Raw genomic sequence first — 13,928 nt, forward strand, 5'->3', positions numbered from 1 at the left:
TTTAACAGAACTTTAATAGATTGCAATTTCATTTTAGAGTTTAAAAATAGGCTTCATCATCAATATTTAACGATTTGTGGTATTTAAACAACTGTTCGTCACAAAATTTTATATAACTCTGTAATAAGTTTTATTTTTATAGCACTAACTGTATAAATTTGTTAAAGAAATAATGAATAAAAGCATTACTTATTACATTACCTTATTCGTTTTAAAATTAAAAGGCATTAAAAAAACGTTTAATACCGAGCCTATAGATTATAAAAAAATTAGGAGAGAAAATGTGTATCATCCTAAAACAAGTTCTTTTAAAAATAAAAAAATAAGAAGTTTTAAAATCAGTAAAACTTCAATTACCGAAATAAAATCAAAACAATCGTCAGGTAAATTAGTGCTATTTATTCACGGAGGTGCTTTTATTTCTGGGCCAGCAAAACATCATTGGGATACTTTACATGAAATATCAAAACATACAAATTTAACCATTTGGATGTGTAATTATCCGAAAGCACCAGAACATAAAATTACAGAAATATCAAAAAATATTGATGCAATATATGAAAAAGCATTAGAGAGTTATAAAGGTACTCAAATAACGTTAATTGGCGATTCGGTAGGAGGCACTTTAGTAACAGCAGTAACTCAACGTTTAATTAAAGAAAATAAAGATTTACCTAATAAAATTATTCTGATTTCTCCAGTAATGGATGCAACAATGTCTAATAAAACAATTGCTATTATTGATAAAAAAGACCCAATGTTATCAAAAAAAGGAGTGTTAAGCGCCAAGAAAATGTGTGCTGGAAATACCGATTTAAAAAATGAAATAATTTCTCCAATCTATGGAAGTTTTGATAAGTTTCCGAAGACAATATTGTTTTTAGCTGAAAACGACATTACCTATCCAGATCAACTATTAGCAGTTAAAAAAATTAAGAAATCAAAAATAGCAGTTGATATAATTATAGGAAAAAAAATGCCTCATATTTGGCCATTATTACCAGTTATGAAAGAGGCTAAAGAAGCGTTAAAATTAATTATTGATACTATAAATAATTAAGAAAATTGAATTTAAATAACAAGAGGTTTATAGCTGTTGAAAATAAAAAAGGACTGTCTTCTAGCGAAACAGTTTTTTACTATTCTCAATATCAAAATATTATAAGAGGAACTTATAAAGGTGGAGAAATAGAAGAAGGTTTTATAGTTGGTAAGCAAGTAGGTGATTCGAGAGTAGAACTTTTATTTCAATGCTTAACTAAAGATGGTAACCTTAAGGCTGGTGAATCAAAAGGAATTATTTCACAGAATCAGTCAGGTAAATTAGAGTTAAAATTTGAATGGAATTGGCTCAATGAAGATTTATCAGGCGGAACATCAGCATATATTGAATTAGTTTAAAAAAGAAAAAGAAATGTCAATTACAAAAGAAGAAGAATTAGTAGGAATGCAAAAAGTTAGCGAAGCTGTAGGAACTACGCTTAAAAAGATGAAAACTTATGCAAAAGCGGGTATGTCTACCAAAGAATTAGATGATTATGGTGCTCAAATATTAAAAAGTTACGGCGCAAAATCAGCTCCTTACGAAACTTACGGATTTCCAGGGTATACTTGTATCAGTGTAAATGAGGTTGCAGCGCACGGAATTCCATCGAAAAAAATTACTTTAAAAGAAGGTGATTTAATAAATATTGATGTTTCTGCCGAGTTAAATGGTTTTTGGTCTGACAACGGAAGTTCTTTTGTTTTAGGAAAAGATATTCATAAACATCAACCTTTAGTTAACGCATCAAAAGAAATCTTAATGAAAGCTATTAATAGTACAAAAGATGGCGTTAAAATTGCTGACATTGGTCATATAATCGAAACAGAAGCTAAAAAAAGAGGCTTTAAAGTAATTGAAAATTTAGCAGGTCATGGTGTTGGAAGAAGTTTACATGAAGCGCCAGAAAATATTTTAAATTACCGAGTTAAAAGTAACAGAGAGCGCTTCAAAAAAAATTCTACTGTTGCCATTGAAACCTTTATCGCTACAAAATCTTCAGTAGCTATTGAACTTAATGATGGTTGGACTTTAGTTGGTAATAAAGGTGGTTACGTAGCACAGCACGAACACACTATTTTAATTACAGATAAAAAACCAATTATTTTAACGGCAGCTAATGGAAGTATTTAAAATAAGAAGCATTGCATATTTATTAATAGTATTTTTAGTAATAAGTGCTTGTAAAAATAAAATTGAAGACAAAAGAAAAGAAATTGTTAATGTTGAAATTAAGAAAATAGTACACCCTGAATTTCAAAAAATTATAAACGATAAAAATGTAACAGGAGCTGTACTAATTTATGATTTTAAAAAGGATACTTATTATTCAAATGATTTTGATTGGGCAACAATTGGTCGTTTACCAGCCTCTACTTTTAAAATTCCGAACTCTATTATTGCCTTAGAGTTAGGGATTGTTAAAAATGACAGCACATTATTTGCTTGGAATGGAGAGAAGAGAGCGTATAAAGTTTGGGAACAAAATTTAGTTTTAAAACAAGCATTTCATTATTCGTGTGTGCCTTGTTATCAAGAAATAGCAAGAAAAGTAGGTGTAAAAAGAATGCAAAACCTTCTTGATAAATTAGAATTTGGTAACATGGATTTTAATGCAACTACCATTGATAATTTTTGGTTAGAAGGAAATTCTAAAATCAATCAATTTCAACAAATTGATTTTTTAAAACAACTTTATGAATCGAAACTTCCTATTTCTAAAAGAACGGAGGTTATTATGAAAAAAATGATGCTTATAGATGATAAAGAAAATTTTAAGCTAAGAGGAAAAACGGGTTTATCTGTTAGAAGTGATAAAAGAAACGGATGGTTTGTTGGATATCTTGAAAAGAATAAAAAAGTATATTTTTTTGCAACAAACATTGAGCCTAATAAAAGTACAGATCCAAATTTATTTATAAAAGCTAGAAAAGAAATTACCTTTAAAGTACTTCAAACACTAAAATAAAATTATGACAGGATCAGATACAAATACAAAATTTCCATTACATAATTACGATAGACTCTGTTTTCTAAAAAACATCATTAAAAACCCGAATATCATTGTTGGCGATTATACCTATTACGATGATTTTGAAAACGTAGAAAACTTTGAGAAGAACGTAAAATATCATTTCGATTTTACGGGAGATAAACTAATTATAGGTAAGTTTTGTATGATCGCTTCTGATGTAAAATTTATTATGAACGGAGCAAATCATTTAACTGATAGTATTTCTACCTATCCGTTCGCAATTTTTGGAAATGGATGGGAAAATGCTATGGAAGGAAAAACATATCCTCAAAAAGGAAATATTAATATAGGTAACGATGTTTGGATTGGTTATAACGCAACAATTATGGCCGGTGTAACTATTGGAGATGGCGCAATTATAGCAACCAATGCAACGGTTGTTAAGGATGTAGCACCGTATACAATTGTTGGTGGTAATCCTGCAAAAGAAATTAAAAAACGATTTTCTGATGAAAAAATAGCACAACTTTTAACATTAGAATGGTGGAACTGGGATATTGAAAGAATCACAAAAAATGTTAAGAATTTAACTGACTGTGAAGTTAATAAACTACATAAATAATAGTTATGAAAATATTAGTAGTAGGCGCAAGTGGCGCAACAGGATCAAAGTTAGTAGCACAACTTTTAGCGCAAAAACACAAGGTAAAAGTAATTGTAAGATCGCCAGAAAAATTGCCGGAATCGTGGAAAAATAACCGTGATTTAGAAATTATTAACGCAAGTGTTTTAGAGTTAAATGATGAGAAAATGAGTCTAATCGTTGCCGATTGTAGTGCAATTGCTTCGTGTTTAGGACACACATTGAGTTGGAAAGGAATTTACGGAAAACCAAGAAGGTTGGTTACAGATGCGGTAAAAAAACTTTGTGATGCGGTAAAAAATAACAACCCAAATCAGCCAGTAAAATTTGTTTTAATGAATACAACAGGGAATAGAAACCGCGACTTAAACGAGCCTATTTCTGTTGCCCAAAGATTGGTGATTTCTTTGCTCCGGTTATTATTGCCTCCACATGTTGATAATGAAAAAGCGGCAGATTATTTACGTACCCAAGTTGGTCAAAATGATACATACATTGAATGGACTGCTGTTAGACCCGATGGATTGATTAATGAAAATGAAGTTACCGATTATGAAATTCACCCTTCACCAACAAGAAGTGCTATTTTTAATGCAGGTAAAGTTAGTAGAATTAACGTAGCTCATTTTATGGCGAGTTTAATTAACAAAAATGAACTTTGGGAAAAATGGAGAGGTAAAATGCCTGTAATTTATAGTACATCATCTTTAAGTTAAAACCATGAAAGAATATCTAAAATCATTTAACATTTTATCAGACAATGAAATCGATTTATTTGAAAGTAAAGTCGTTTCTAAGAAGGTACATAAAGGTGATTTTTTTATAAAAGAAGGTAAAATATGCAACGAAATAGCCTTCGTAGTTTCTGGTATGTTTAGATCGTATTATTATTCCTCTTTAGAAGAAGAAGTAACGTATTGTTTTACTTTTTCTGACTCTTTTGTGAGTGCTTATTCTTCTTTTTTATCTCAAACTAAAACAGCAGAAAACATTCAGGCATTAACCGATGTTGAATTGTATACCATTTCAAGAAAAGAGATTTTAGAATTAGAAAATTCGAGTACTAATTGGCTTAAGTTTTTTAAGTTTATAGCTGAACAAGAGTATATAAAAATGGAGAAAAGAATTTTTATCTTACAAAAAGAAACAGCCGAAAAAAGATATAGAGATTTACTAACAAACGATCCTGAATACTTACAGATAATTCCTCTAAGTTATTTGTCTTCTTATTTAGGGATAACACAACGGCATTTAAGTCGCATAAGAAAATCGATATCGAATTAGACAAATGTCCTTTTTAAAAAACAGTATTGTAATGTTCTTTGTATAAAAATAAAGAACAAATCATGAAACAAGTTTTAATAATTAATGGACATCCAGATAAGCAAAGTTATAATTATGCATTGTCAAAAGCATATAAAGAAGGATTAAATAAAACAAAAATTACTATTTCTGAAATCAATATTTCAGAGCTAAATTTTAATCCAAATTTAGAGTATGGTTATCGTAAAAGAACGGAGCTAGAGAGTGATTTAAAAGAAGCTATTGACAAAATAAAAAATGCAAATCATATTGTATGGTTTTTTCCTGTATGGTGGGCTGGCTTACCAGCTTTAATGAAAGGTTTTATTGATAGAACTTTTCTGCCCGGAATTATGTTTGAATTTGAAGAAGGTAAAGAAATGCCTGTAGGATTATTAAAAGGTAAATCGGCAAGTGTTTATATTACTTCTGATACACCAGAAAAATACGATATAGAAGTGATGAAACAACCAGTATTACATCAGTTTAAAACAGGTGTGTTAGAATATTGTGGAGTAAGCCCTGTTGAGGTCATCTATATTTCAACAATTACAGGCTCTAGTGATAGCTTCAGAAAAGAGTGGTTAAATAAAATGAGTGAATTTAGTGAAAAATTAAAATAAGTATGAATTTAAAAGAAAAATTAGCAAAAATGAATTTAAAATTACCCGAAATTTCAACACCAGGTGGAAGTTACGTTTCGGTTAATATTAGAGGGAAAATTGCTTATATAGCAATTCAATTTCCTATTATAAACGAAAAATACCTTTACCAAGGTCGTTTAGGGAATGAAATTTCAACAGCAGAAGGATACAAGGCAATGGAATTATGTGCCTTAAATGTGTTAGCACAAGTTGATGCAAAAGTTGGTTTTGATAATATAGAAGGTCTTAACCATATAGATGCATATTTTCAATCGGGAGATAATTGGGATGACTCACCTGCTGTGGTAAATGGAGCTTCAGATTTATTTGTTGATATTTTAGAAGAAAAAGGACAACATTCAAGAGCTATTTTTGGAGTAGAAAAACTTCCACGAAATTTTTGTGTAGGGTTAACAACCAGTTTTACTTTAAAAAAAGATAGTTAAAATGAAATATGCATACACCATTTTATATGTTAATGATGTTTTAAAAACAGTTAATTTTTATGAGAAATGTTTCGGATTTAAACGCAAATTTATTGCTCCTGAAAAAGATTATGGAGAATTAATTTCGGGAGAAACAACAATAGCTTTTGCATCCATAATACTCGGAGAATCTAATTTAAAAAAAGGATTTATAAAGAGTACTCCTTCAGGAAAACCATTTGGAATAGAACTCGTTTTTACAACCGAAAATATTGAAGTTGATTTTAAAAAAGCAATTGATAATGGAGCGTTAGTTTACGAGAATATACAAGAAAAACCATGGAAGCAACACGTAGGATATTTAAAAGATAATAATGGTTTTTTAATAGAAATTTGCACACCAATAAAATGAAAAGAAAAGTTATTTATACACTTAGTGTATGCGTTTTAGGGCTATTAATTTTAGCATGTTCAGAAAATAGTATTGATGAAAATACTGAAAGTATTTACGTTGATATTCCAGACGCTAGATTTGAAGAAAAATTAATTGAAAAAGGAATTGATTCTGACGGAATTATCAATCAAAAAATACTTAGAAGTGATGTTATAAATGTTGAAAAATTAAACTTAAATAATTCAAGCGCTAAGGTAATTGCAAATTTAAAAGGAATAGAAGCTTTTACAGCTTTAAAAAGATTTTACGTAGCTGGTAATAAGCTAACTTCGGTTGATTTAAGTACTAATGTTTTACTTGATACGATAAATTTATCGGTTAATGAATTAACATCAATAAAAGGTTTATCAGTAGCTAAAAATTTAAAATGGCTAAGCTTATCATACAATTATTTTACCGAATTTTCAATTGATAATACTAGCGTGAAAAATATTTTAATGAGTGATAATGATTTGGTTTTTTTTAATGTAGATAAAGCTCCTAATTTAGAAACAGCTTTGTTAACATTAAATAAAATTGAAGCTTTAGATTTTAGTAAAAACCCTTTATTAGAAGTGTTAATATTCTCGTCAAATAAGTTAAAAACAATAAACTTAGAGAATAATCAAAAGTTAAAATATATATACTGCTCAAGTAATTTATTAACAGATTTTGATGTGAGTAATTTAAACAAATTGGTTGATTTAAGAATAGATAGAAATCCTGATTTAAACTGTATTAAAATAGCTACAGGACAAACAATACTTACTGTAAACCTATCATCATATCAACAACTTTCAACAAATTGTAATTAGCCATTACAATCTTTAAAATAAAAAAATTAACATTTCTTTTACATCGTTAAAAAAGAGGTGTTCGTTATTTTTTAGTAAACTTGTCCTAAATTTTAAAAATGAGCTCACTTTATAAATCCATAAAAGGAAAAATAGCAGTATTAAACTTATATAATGAAAAATTAAGAAGTTTAAATATTAAGCATCAGTATAAAGAAGTTGTTACTTCTTATGGTAAAACAAACCTTATTGTTGTAGGTGAAAATACGAACCCCCCGATGTTAATTGTGCATGGCTCTAATGGCTGTGCACCAATTAGCTTAGAAACCTACAAAGGGTTAGAATCAAGCTTCCAGATTTTTGCAATTGATGTACTAGCGCAACCTAATAAAAGTGCCGAAACTAAGTTGTCGATGAAAAACGATGATTACGGAAAATGGATGCACGAAGTAATTGATGCCTTACATTTAAAAAATGTATCGCTTGCCGGATTTTCCTTTGGCGGATTGGTTATTTTAAAAACTTTAGCGTTTAAACAAGAAAATATAAAAGAAGTTTTTTTAACAGCCCCTGCGTATATTGTAAATGGAAATCCATTAAAAGCGCTGTTTAAAGTTTTTATTCCGATGAAACGTTATATGAAAACAAAAAAAGAGAAGTATGTACAGCGTTTTTTAAAAGAATTATTTACCGAGCAAGACAATTTTGCAATACAGTTTTTATCAGAAGTGTTTTTACATTTTACAATGGATTTTACACCCGTTCCTGTAATCAGTACAAAAGCTGCACAAGTAATTACAACACCAATAACACTTTTTGCAGCTAAAAATGACTTAATGTTTCCTGGTGAAAAAATGATAAAACGAGCCAAAAAAATATTTCCATCATTAAAAAAAGTGATTTTATTAGAGCAGTCTAAACACGTACAGAGTTCGGTTGATAATACTCTAATTGTTAATACTATTAAAAATTCTTAATTAGATTATAAATGAACCGATTTTCATTATTATATAGTTTTTTGATTTGTAGTTTTTTGATGCTATCAGCATGCAAAAATCAACATAAAATAGAAAAACCTAAAATTTCATTTTCTTTTGATGATGGTGCTACACAAAATTTCCCTGGATATAAAAATGCTGATTGGAATCAATTATTGATAGATAAACTTACAGCAGAAAATGTACAAACGATATTATTTGTTAAAGGAAAAAACTTAGATAATGAAGCCGGAAGAACGATTATAAAAAGCTGGAATGATGCGGGTCATTTAATCGCAAACCACACGTATTCACATCCTTATTTTAATAGTAAAAAAGTAAGTTTAAACCGCTTTAAACAAGAACTAGTAAAAAACGATTCTTTAATTAACAACTATTCTAATTTTACAAAATTATTCCGATTTCCGTATTTAAAAGAAGGCAATACTATTGAAAAAAGAGATGGGTTTAGAGTTTTTTTAAAAGAAAAAGAATATAAAATAGGCCATGTAACTGTTGATGCTTCTGATTGGTACATTAATCAACGATTAGTAAAACGTTTAAAAGAAAATCCGCAAAGCGATATTTCAGGATATAGAAATTACTATTTAAAACACCTTTATAATCGCGCTGAATATTATAATTCTTTAGGAAAAAAGTTAACAGGTAGACAAATTCATCACAATATATTATTGCATCATAATTTAACATCAGCATTGTTTATTGATGATTTAATCAAACACTTTAAAAAAAATGGCTGGGAGATTGTTAATGCAGAAAAAGCTTACAAAGATCCTATTTATACTAAAACTCCTGTAACAATTCCAGCAGGCGAAAGTCTTTTATGGGCATTAGCAAAGCAAACAAAAAAATACGACTCAATTTTACGTTACCCAGCAGAAGACAGCCGTTATGAAAAAGAAGCAATGGATTTTTTAGGGCTATAAAAATGCATAGAAAATCAAAAGAAATGAAAAAAAGCATCTTATTTATTGTATTAACATTACTCGTTTTAACAAGCAATGCTCAAGAATATAAAGAACATTATAATAATGGTAAAACTAAAGTAATAGGGACTAAAAAAAACAAGCTAGAAACTGGAAACTGGAAATACTATTTTAAGAATGGTAAAATTAGTAAAACCGGTAATTATTTAGAAGGAAAGTTACATGGAGAATGGAAATATTATTATGACAGTGGTGTTTTAAGAATTATTGGAAAATACAAAAAAGGAAAAGATAAAGGGTTGTGGAAATATTATCATGATAATGGAGCTTTAAGAGCAATTGGAAAGTATAAAAACGGAAAGTTTACAGGAGAGTGGAAGTATTATTATAAGAATTCTACCTTAAGTAAAACCGGTAAGAGAAAACAAGGAATTGATGTAGGGTCATGGAAGTATTTTAATGAGGATGGAACATTAAATAAAATTGAAGAGAAAGAAAACGATAAGAAACAAATTGAAAGAATATTAAGTTATTATTTTGAAGGCACAAAAACTGATAATCCAGATTTACTTAAAAAAGCATTTCAACCAGATGCAACTTTAAAATTTATCAATAAAAAAGGGGAACATACAAAAGTAGCGATTCAAACGTTTTTTTCGTATTTCAAAAATATGAAAACAAGGTTATTTAAAAGTAAGATCTATTATATAGATGTTACTGGAACTACTGCAAACGTAAAACTCTCAACTAAATATAAAACGTATCAGTACATGGATTATATGAATATACTTAAAACTAAAGAGGGATGGAAAATTGTAAATAAAATTTCACATCAAGAGTTTTTTTAAGTAGATAAAATTTGAATAAACACAATTATATGAACTCAATAGAAAATATACTTTTAAACTTTTCTGAAATAAGAAGAAGAAGTTTAAAACTTTGGAACGGAATTCCGAGTGAATATTTGAATTGGAAACCAGATGAAAAAGCATTTACAATTATTGAAATGATAAGACACGTATTAGAGGGTGAGCATCTTTTTCATAAAATAATAGAAAACAGAGGTGATTTAGGAACTTATCAATCACCTTGGAATAATTTAGAATACGCTGATTTAAAAGATGAAATTATGTTTTCTGAAAAATATAGAACCCATTTTTTAAATATGATAAAAGGTTTACAAGAGTCCGATTTAATCAATATAAAAATTGAAAGAAAAGAAGTTGGACAGAGTAAAATTCTTGGAGATTATTTAAATAGAATTGCATATCATGAAGCTGTTCATACAGGCCAAATGTTAGCCTATTTAAGAACTATAGGAATTGATAGACCTCAAATATGGGATTAATATAATAGTGAAATAGAATAAATAACAAACTATGAAACAAGAATTAGAAGCATTTAAGATAATTGGCATTGCAGTAAGAACAACCAATGAAAATAACCAAGCAGCCAAAGATATTGGCGCATTATGGAATACTTTTATGACTGAAGGTATTTTAGAAAAAATCCCGAATAAAACAACATCTGATGTATATTCAGTATATACCGATTATGAAAGTGATTATACCAAGCCGTATACTACAATTTTAGGGTGCCGAGTAAATAATATTGATGAAATTCCTGAAGGTTTCGTGGCAATAACTATAGAAGCTTCATCATATAAAAAATTTACAGCAAAAGGAGATTTAACAAAAGGAGCTGTTTACGAGAAATGGAATACTATTTGGAACACAGATGTAGACAGGAGTTATACCGCCGATTTTGAAGTGTACGGAGAAGCAGCACAAAACCCATTAAATGCTGAAGTAGACATCTTTATTTCGCTAAATTCTTAATTCTACAATAAATAGCAAGATTAGCACATAAATTAAAAATGATAAAGTATAATTTTAACTTTCTAAAGTTAAAGCAATGCAATACGATAAGGATCTAAAGTCAGAACACAAAAAACTTTTTTTAAAAGCACGAGTATTTCTTTTGTCTTTTAAAGGAATTACAGAAACAAAAAAAGAGCGTATTACAACGTATGCTAATAAAAATGGTGGAATTTGCCATTTAAGAACCATGCCTTATGGTATTGATTTTGGGTTTTTAAAAGGCGCAAAAATGAAGGATGAATTAGGTTTTCTTACAGGAAAAGGAAAAGCAATTCGGGTTTTACCAGTAAAAGAGTTTGATAAGAATGTAGTTACTTATTATCTAAAACAAGCCATAGAAATAAATGGATTATAACGAAGTTATACAATGTTTATACGATTTACAAGATCCTGAAAAAATCATTTTTAAAGAGCAGAAATTCGGAATTGTAGCAAATAATTCTTTAGGAATTTATCACAAAGAATTAAAGATGATTGCCAAAGAAATTGGAACAAATAATGAATTAGCATTACAGTTATTTGATAGCGGAATTTACGAAGCACGCCTTTTATGTAGTAAAATTTTCAATCCAAAAGATATTACTGAAACGTTAATGGAAAAATGGGTGGTAACGTTTGAAAACTGGGAAATTTGCGACAGTTTTTCTATGGGATTATTTGCTAAAAGTGATTTTTCATTGGCTAAAATATTAGAATGGACTAACCGAAAAGCTGAATTTGAAAAAAGAGCTGGTTTTGCAATTTTGGCATCCTATTGTATGGCTGATAAAAAATCGGGTAATGAGCTTTTTGAGCAATTTTTTCCGATTATTATTCAACAAGCAACTGATGATAGATTGTATGTTAAAAAAGCGGTGAACTGGGCGTTAAGAAATATTGGAAAACGAAATATCGATTTAAATGAAATGGCGATAGAAGTTGCCAATGATATTTTAAAACTAGAAAGTAAATCTGCAAAGTGGATTGCAAAAAATGCTTTAAATGAATTGCAAAAAGATACCGTTAGAATGTCTGATTATCCTAGAGAAATTTATAGAAAAAATACAAAATTGAACGAATAAGTGTAATAATTAATATGATTGGGCAACTAATTAAAGAATAACTAGAAAATGAAAAAAACACATATATTAATATCAGTATTAATATTTACATTAATTATTTCCTGTTCTAAAAACGAATCTGAAATTGAAGAGATTTGTACTAGCGATAATTATACAATTGAAATTGATCGATTTTTAACAAAATTAAAAACAACTCATCCTGAGGTTGTATCTACAAGTAATAATTATGAATATTCTTATAATGATTATAATTTGTTAGTACAAAATAATGAACATACTTTTAAATTATACAGAAACTATAATTATTGCAACAATAATTTAATTAAGGTAGATAATAACATTAACAATTTTAAATATAGTTTTGATTACGATATTTCTAATAGAATAATAGCATACTCAACTACAGATTCTTATTTACATGATTATATTTTAACTTATAATGACAATAAGATTATAGTTTCTGGAATTATTAATACAAAAGCAAACACAACAATTATTTTAGAAACGAATGTTGATGGTTTAGTAAAGAAGATTGCTCGTAAAAATGGGTGTTCAACTTTTAAATATGATGCTAATGGAAACTTAATTATAGCAAAAGATTTTGATATGGCAGGCATACTTTTAAAAGAGTATAAAATTACATACGATGCAAACCCAAACCCATTTTACGGGCAATTGAAATCTATATATATAGAGCGATTTATTAATTATTTTTCTGATTCTGTTTTTAATGGAATTGATGTTTTTTTTAGAGATGATCAATTTAGATTTCCATATTTAAAAAACAATCCCGTTTTATTAGAACTTACAAGTTGTCCAGAGTGTTATACAATTATAAAAAGAACTTATGAGTATGACACACAAAATTACCCAACAAGGATGGAGGAAAGCTATGTTGGTGCTCCTGTAATTATTTATGAATATCAATATTTAGAATTATGAAAATAAAAAATCTTTTAATAATAGTAATATTTACAGGAATATCAATTATTTCTTGTTCAAAAAACGATGATATAGAAGAAACTCCAATAAGTAAATTTATACACATACCTGATGTAAATTTTGAAACAGAATTAATAAAACAAGGTATTGATTCTGATGGTGTTGTAAATCAGCAAGTTCTTCAATCTGATATTAAAGAAATAGAGTATCTAGATTTATCATACCCAAGCTCGTCAGAAATGATCGAAAACTTATCTGGTATTGAGGGATTTACAAAATTAAAGAGACTTTACGCCATAGGTAATAGACTTGAAAATATTGATTTAAGTAGCAATACAATGCTAGATACTTTGCATTTAATGGCTAACGATTTAAAAAACATTACAGGTTTATCCGAAGCTAAAAATTTAAAATGGGTAAACTTATCAGAAAATCTATTTGAAGAATTTACTCTTGATAATTCAAGCGTAACAAACATATTAATGAGTAATAATAATTTGGTTTATTTTGATGTAAGTAAAGCACCTAATTTAGAAACTGTTCTTTTATTGACTAATAAAATGGAAAACATTGATTTTTCGAACAATTTAAAATTAGAAGCTATAAATGTTTCAAACAACAAGTTAACAAGTATCATTTTAGGAGAAAAAGAAGAGCTGTACTATTTATCTCTTTTCGAAAATTTTTTAACAGATTTAGATGTAAGTAATTTTGATAATCTTGATTATTTATTAACCGACAGAAATCCTAATTTACCTTGTATAAAAATTAAAAGCGATCAAAATATACCAACGCTACAACTGTCAGACTATCAACAAGTAAATGTAAGTTGTGATTAAAATTTAACTAAAAAAAAATAACTC

General features: G+C 28.3%; 20 protein-coding genes. All 20 read left to right on the forward strand.

Annotated elements, in window-relative coordinates; genetic code table 11:
- The first annotated feature begins 172 nt into the window (after positions 1-172).
- The 20 genes from PG912_RS12865 (at position 173) to PG912_RS12960 (ending at position 13,904) form a co-directional block, all read left to right on the forward strand.
- Positions 173-1,060, forward strand: coding sequence for an alpha/beta hydrolase fold domain-containing protein (locus tag PG912_RS12865; RefSeq protein WP_275687854.1), 888 nt, complete (start codon positions 173-175; stop codon positions 1,058-1,060).
- 5 nt (positions 1,061-1,065) lie between these two features.
- The gene (locus PG912_RS12870) at positions 1,066-1,401 is read left to right on the forward strand and encodes a hypothetical protein (protein WP_275687855.1); all 336 of its coding nucleotides are present in this window, start codon (positions 1,066-1,068) and stop codon (positions 1,399-1,401) included.
- Positions 1,402-1,414: 13 nt separating this feature from the next.
- The gene (map, locus tag PG912_RS12875) at positions 1,415-2,176 is read left to right on the forward strand and encodes a type I methionyl aminopeptidase (protein ID WP_275687856.1); all 762 of its coding nucleotides are present in this window, start codon (positions 1,415-1,417) and stop codon (positions 2,174-2,176) included.
- Positions 2,163-3,011: a class D beta-lactamase gene (blaOXA, locus tag PG912_RS12880; protein WP_275687857.1), complete on the forward strand. Its 849-nt coding sequence runs from the start codon at positions 2,163-2,165 to the stop codon at positions 3,009-3,011. The genes map and blaOXA overlap by 14 nt, the downstream gene beginning before the upstream one ends.
- A 4-nt stretch (positions 3,012-3,015) precedes the next feature.
- Positions 3,016-3,639 (forward strand): CatB-related O-acetyltransferase, encoded by a 624-nt coding sequence (locus PG912_RS12885; RefSeq protein ID WP_275687858.1) that lies wholly within the window; start codon positions 3,016-3,018, stop codon positions 3,637-3,639.
- Between the two features lie 5 nt (positions 3,640-3,644).
- Positions 3,645-4,376, forward strand: coding sequence for an NAD(P)-dependent oxidoreductase (locus tag PG912_RS12890; RefSeq protein ID WP_275687859.1), 732 nt, complete (start codon positions 3,645-3,647; stop codon positions 4,374-4,376).
- Between the two features lie 4 nt (positions 4,377-4,380).
- Positions 4,381-4,944, forward strand: a complete 564-nt coding sequence (locus tag PG912_RS12895) for a Crp/Fnr family transcriptional regulator (RefSeq protein WP_275687860.1) — start codon at positions 4,381-4,383, stop codon at positions 4,942-4,944.
- Between the two features lie 62 nt (positions 4,945-5,006).
- Positions 5,007-5,585, forward strand: a complete 579-nt coding sequence (locus tag PG912_RS12900; protein WP_275687861.1) for an NAD(P)H-dependent oxidoreductase — start codon at positions 5,007-5,009, stop codon at positions 5,583-5,585.
- A 2-nt stretch (positions 5,586-5,587) separates the two neighbouring features.
- Positions 5,588-6,052, forward strand: a complete 465-nt coding sequence (locus PG912_RS12905) for a RidA family protein (protein WP_275687862.1) — start codon at positions 5,588-5,590, stop codon at positions 6,050-6,052.
- A gap of 1 nt (position 6,053) precedes the next feature.
- Positions 6,054-6,443 carry a VOC family protein gene (locus PG912_RS12910; protein ID WP_275687863.1) on the forward strand — a complete coding sequence of 130 codons (390 nt, stop codon included), beginning with the start codon at positions 6,054-6,056 and terminating at the stop codon, positions 6,441-6,443.
- A complete protein-coding gene (locus PG912_RS12915; RefSeq protein ID WP_275687864.1) occupies positions 6,440-7,279 on the forward strand; it encodes a leucine-rich repeat domain-containing protein in 840 nt (279 codons plus the stop codon). The genes PG912_RS12910 and PG912_RS12915 overlap by 4 nt, the downstream gene beginning before the upstream one ends.
- A gap of 98 nt (positions 7,280-7,377) precedes the next feature.
- A complete protein-coding gene (locus tag PG912_RS12920) occupies positions 7,378-8,235 on the forward strand; it encodes an alpha/beta fold hydrolase (protein WP_275687865.1) in 858 nt (285 codons plus the stop codon).
- 59 nt (positions 8,236-8,294) lie between these two features.
- The gene (locus PG912_RS12925) at positions 8,295-9,182 is read left to right on the forward strand and encodes a polysaccharide deacetylase family protein (RefSeq protein ID WP_275687866.1); all 888 of its coding nucleotides are present in this window, start codon (positions 8,295-8,297) and stop codon (positions 9,180-9,182) included.
- Positions 9,183-9,184: 2 nt separating this feature from the next.
- Positions 9,185-10,030 carry a nuclear transport factor 2 family protein gene (locus PG912_RS12930; protein WP_275687867.1) on the forward strand — a complete coding sequence of 282 codons (846 nt, stop codon included), beginning with the start codon at positions 9,185-9,187 and terminating at the stop codon, positions 10,028-10,030.
- Positions 10,031-10,059: 29 nt separating this feature from the next.
- The gene (locus PG912_RS12935; RefSeq protein WP_275687868.1) at positions 10,060-10,530 is read left to right on the forward strand and encodes a DinB family protein; all 471 of its coding nucleotides are present in this window, start codon (positions 10,060-10,062) and stop codon (positions 10,528-10,530) included.
- A gap of 31 nt (positions 10,531-10,561) precedes the next feature.
- Positions 10,562-11,020 carry a GyrI-like domain-containing protein gene (locus PG912_RS12940; protein WP_275687869.1) on the forward strand — a complete coding sequence of 153 codons (459 nt, stop codon included), beginning with the start codon at positions 10,562-10,564 and terminating at the stop codon, positions 11,018-11,020.
- A 76-nt stretch (positions 11,021-11,096) separates the two neighbouring features.
- Positions 11,097-11,417, forward strand: a complete 321-nt coding sequence (locus tag PG912_RS12945) for a hypothetical protein (RefSeq protein WP_275687870.1) — start codon at positions 11,097-11,099, stop codon at positions 11,415-11,417.
- On the forward strand, positions 11,407-12,123 hold the full coding sequence (locus PG912_RS12950; protein WP_275687871.1) for a DNA alkylation repair protein: 717 nt from the start codon (positions 11,407-11,409) through the stop codon (positions 12,121-12,123). The genes PG912_RS12945 and PG912_RS12950 overlap by 11 nt, the downstream gene beginning before the upstream one ends.
- A gap of 48 nt (positions 12,124-12,171) precedes the next feature.
- On the forward strand, positions 12,172-13,065 hold the full coding sequence (locus tag PG912_RS12955; RefSeq protein WP_275687872.1) for a hypothetical protein: 894 nt from the start codon (positions 12,172-12,174) through the stop codon (positions 13,063-13,065).
- Positions 13,062-13,904 carry a leucine-rich repeat domain-containing protein gene (locus PG912_RS12960; protein ID WP_275687873.1) on the forward strand — a complete coding sequence of 281 codons (843 nt, stop codon included), beginning with the start codon at positions 13,062-13,064 and terminating at the stop codon, positions 13,902-13,904. Before PG912_RS12955 ends, PG912_RS12960 begins: the two co-directional genes overlap by 4 nt.
- The last annotated feature ends 24 nt before the right edge of the window (positions 13,905-13,928 follow it).

This window comes from Tenacibaculum retecalamus, assembly GCF_027941755.1.
GTDB lineage: Bacteria > Bacteroidota > Bacteroidia > Flavobacteriales > Flavobacteriaceae > Polaribacter > Polaribacter haliotis_B.

What these genes read in the sequence shown, in the direction of transcription:
- PG912_RS12865 (WP_275687854.1), top strand. Translation starts at nt 173, where the DNA reads ATGAATAAAAGCATTACTTATTACATTACCTTATTCGTTTTAAAATTA.
- map (WP_275687856.1), top strand. Translation starts at nt 1,415, where the DNA reads ATGTCAATTACAAAAGAAGAAGAATTAGTAGGAATGCAAAAAGTTAGC.
- blaOXA (WP_275687857.1), top strand. Translation starts at nt 2,163, where the DNA reads ATGGAAGTATTTAAAATAAGAAGCATTGCATATTTATTAATAGTATTT.
- PG912_RS12885 (WP_275687858.1), top strand. Translation starts at nt 3,016, where the DNA reads ATGACAGGATCAGATACAAATACAAAATTTCCATTACATAATTACGAT.
- PG912_RS12890 (WP_275687859.1), top strand. Translation starts at nt 3,645, where the DNA reads ATGAAAATATTAGTAGTAGGCGCAAGTGGCGCAACAGGATCAAAGTTA.
- PG912_RS12895 (WP_275687860.1), top strand. Translation starts at nt 4,381, where the DNA reads ATGAAAGAATATCTAAAATCATTTAACATTTTATCAGACAATGAAATC.
- PG912_RS12900 (WP_275687861.1), top strand. Translation starts at nt 5,007, where the DNA reads ATGAAACAAGTTTTAATAATTAATGGACATCCAGATAAGCAAAGTTAT.
- PG912_RS12905 (WP_275687862.1), top strand. Translation starts at nt 5,588, where the DNA reads ATGAATTTAAAAGAAAAATTAGCAAAAATGAATTTAAAATTACCCGAA.
- PG912_RS12910 (WP_275687863.1), top strand. Translation starts at nt 6,054, where the DNA reads ATGAAATATGCATACACCATTTTATATGTTAATGATGTTTTAAAAACA.
- PG912_RS12915 (WP_275687864.1), top strand. Translation starts at nt 6,440, where the DNA reads ATGAAAAGAAAAGTTATTTATACACTTAGTGTATGCGTTTTAGGGCTA.
- PG912_RS12920 (WP_275687865.1), top strand. Translation starts at nt 7,378, where the DNA reads ATGAGCTCACTTTATAAATCCATAAAAGGAAAAATAGCAGTATTAAAC.
- PG912_RS12925 (WP_275687866.1), top strand. Translation starts at nt 8,295, where the DNA reads ATGCTATCAGCATGCAAAAATCAACATAAAATAGAAAAACCTAAAATT.
- PG912_RS12930 (WP_275687867.1), top strand. Translation starts at nt 9,185, where the DNA reads ATGCATAGAAAATCAAAAGAAATGAAAAAAAGCATCTTATTTATTGTA.
- PG912_RS12935 (WP_275687868.1), top strand. Translation starts at nt 10,060, where the DNA reads ATGAACTCAATAGAAAATATACTTTTAAACTTTTCTGAAATAAGAAGA.
- PG912_RS12940 (WP_275687869.1), top strand. Translation starts at nt 10,562, where the DNA reads ATGAAACAAGAATTAGAAGCATTTAAGATAATTGGCATTGCAGTAAGA.
- PG912_RS12945 (WP_275687870.1), top strand. Translation starts at nt 11,097, where the DNA reads ATGCAATACGATAAGGATCTAAAGTCAGAACACAAAAAACTTTTTTTA.
- PG912_RS12950 (WP_275687871.1), top strand. Translation starts at nt 11,407, where the DNA reads ATGGATTATAACGAAGTTATACAATGTTTATACGATTTACAAGATCCT.
- PG912_RS12955 (WP_275687872.1), top strand. Translation starts at nt 12,172, where the DNA reads ATGAAAAAAACACATATATTAATATCAGTATTAATATTTACATTAATT.
- PG912_RS12960 (WP_275687873.1), top strand. Translation starts at nt 13,062, where the DNA reads ATGAAAATAAAAAATCTTTTAATAATAGTAATATTTACAGGAATATCA.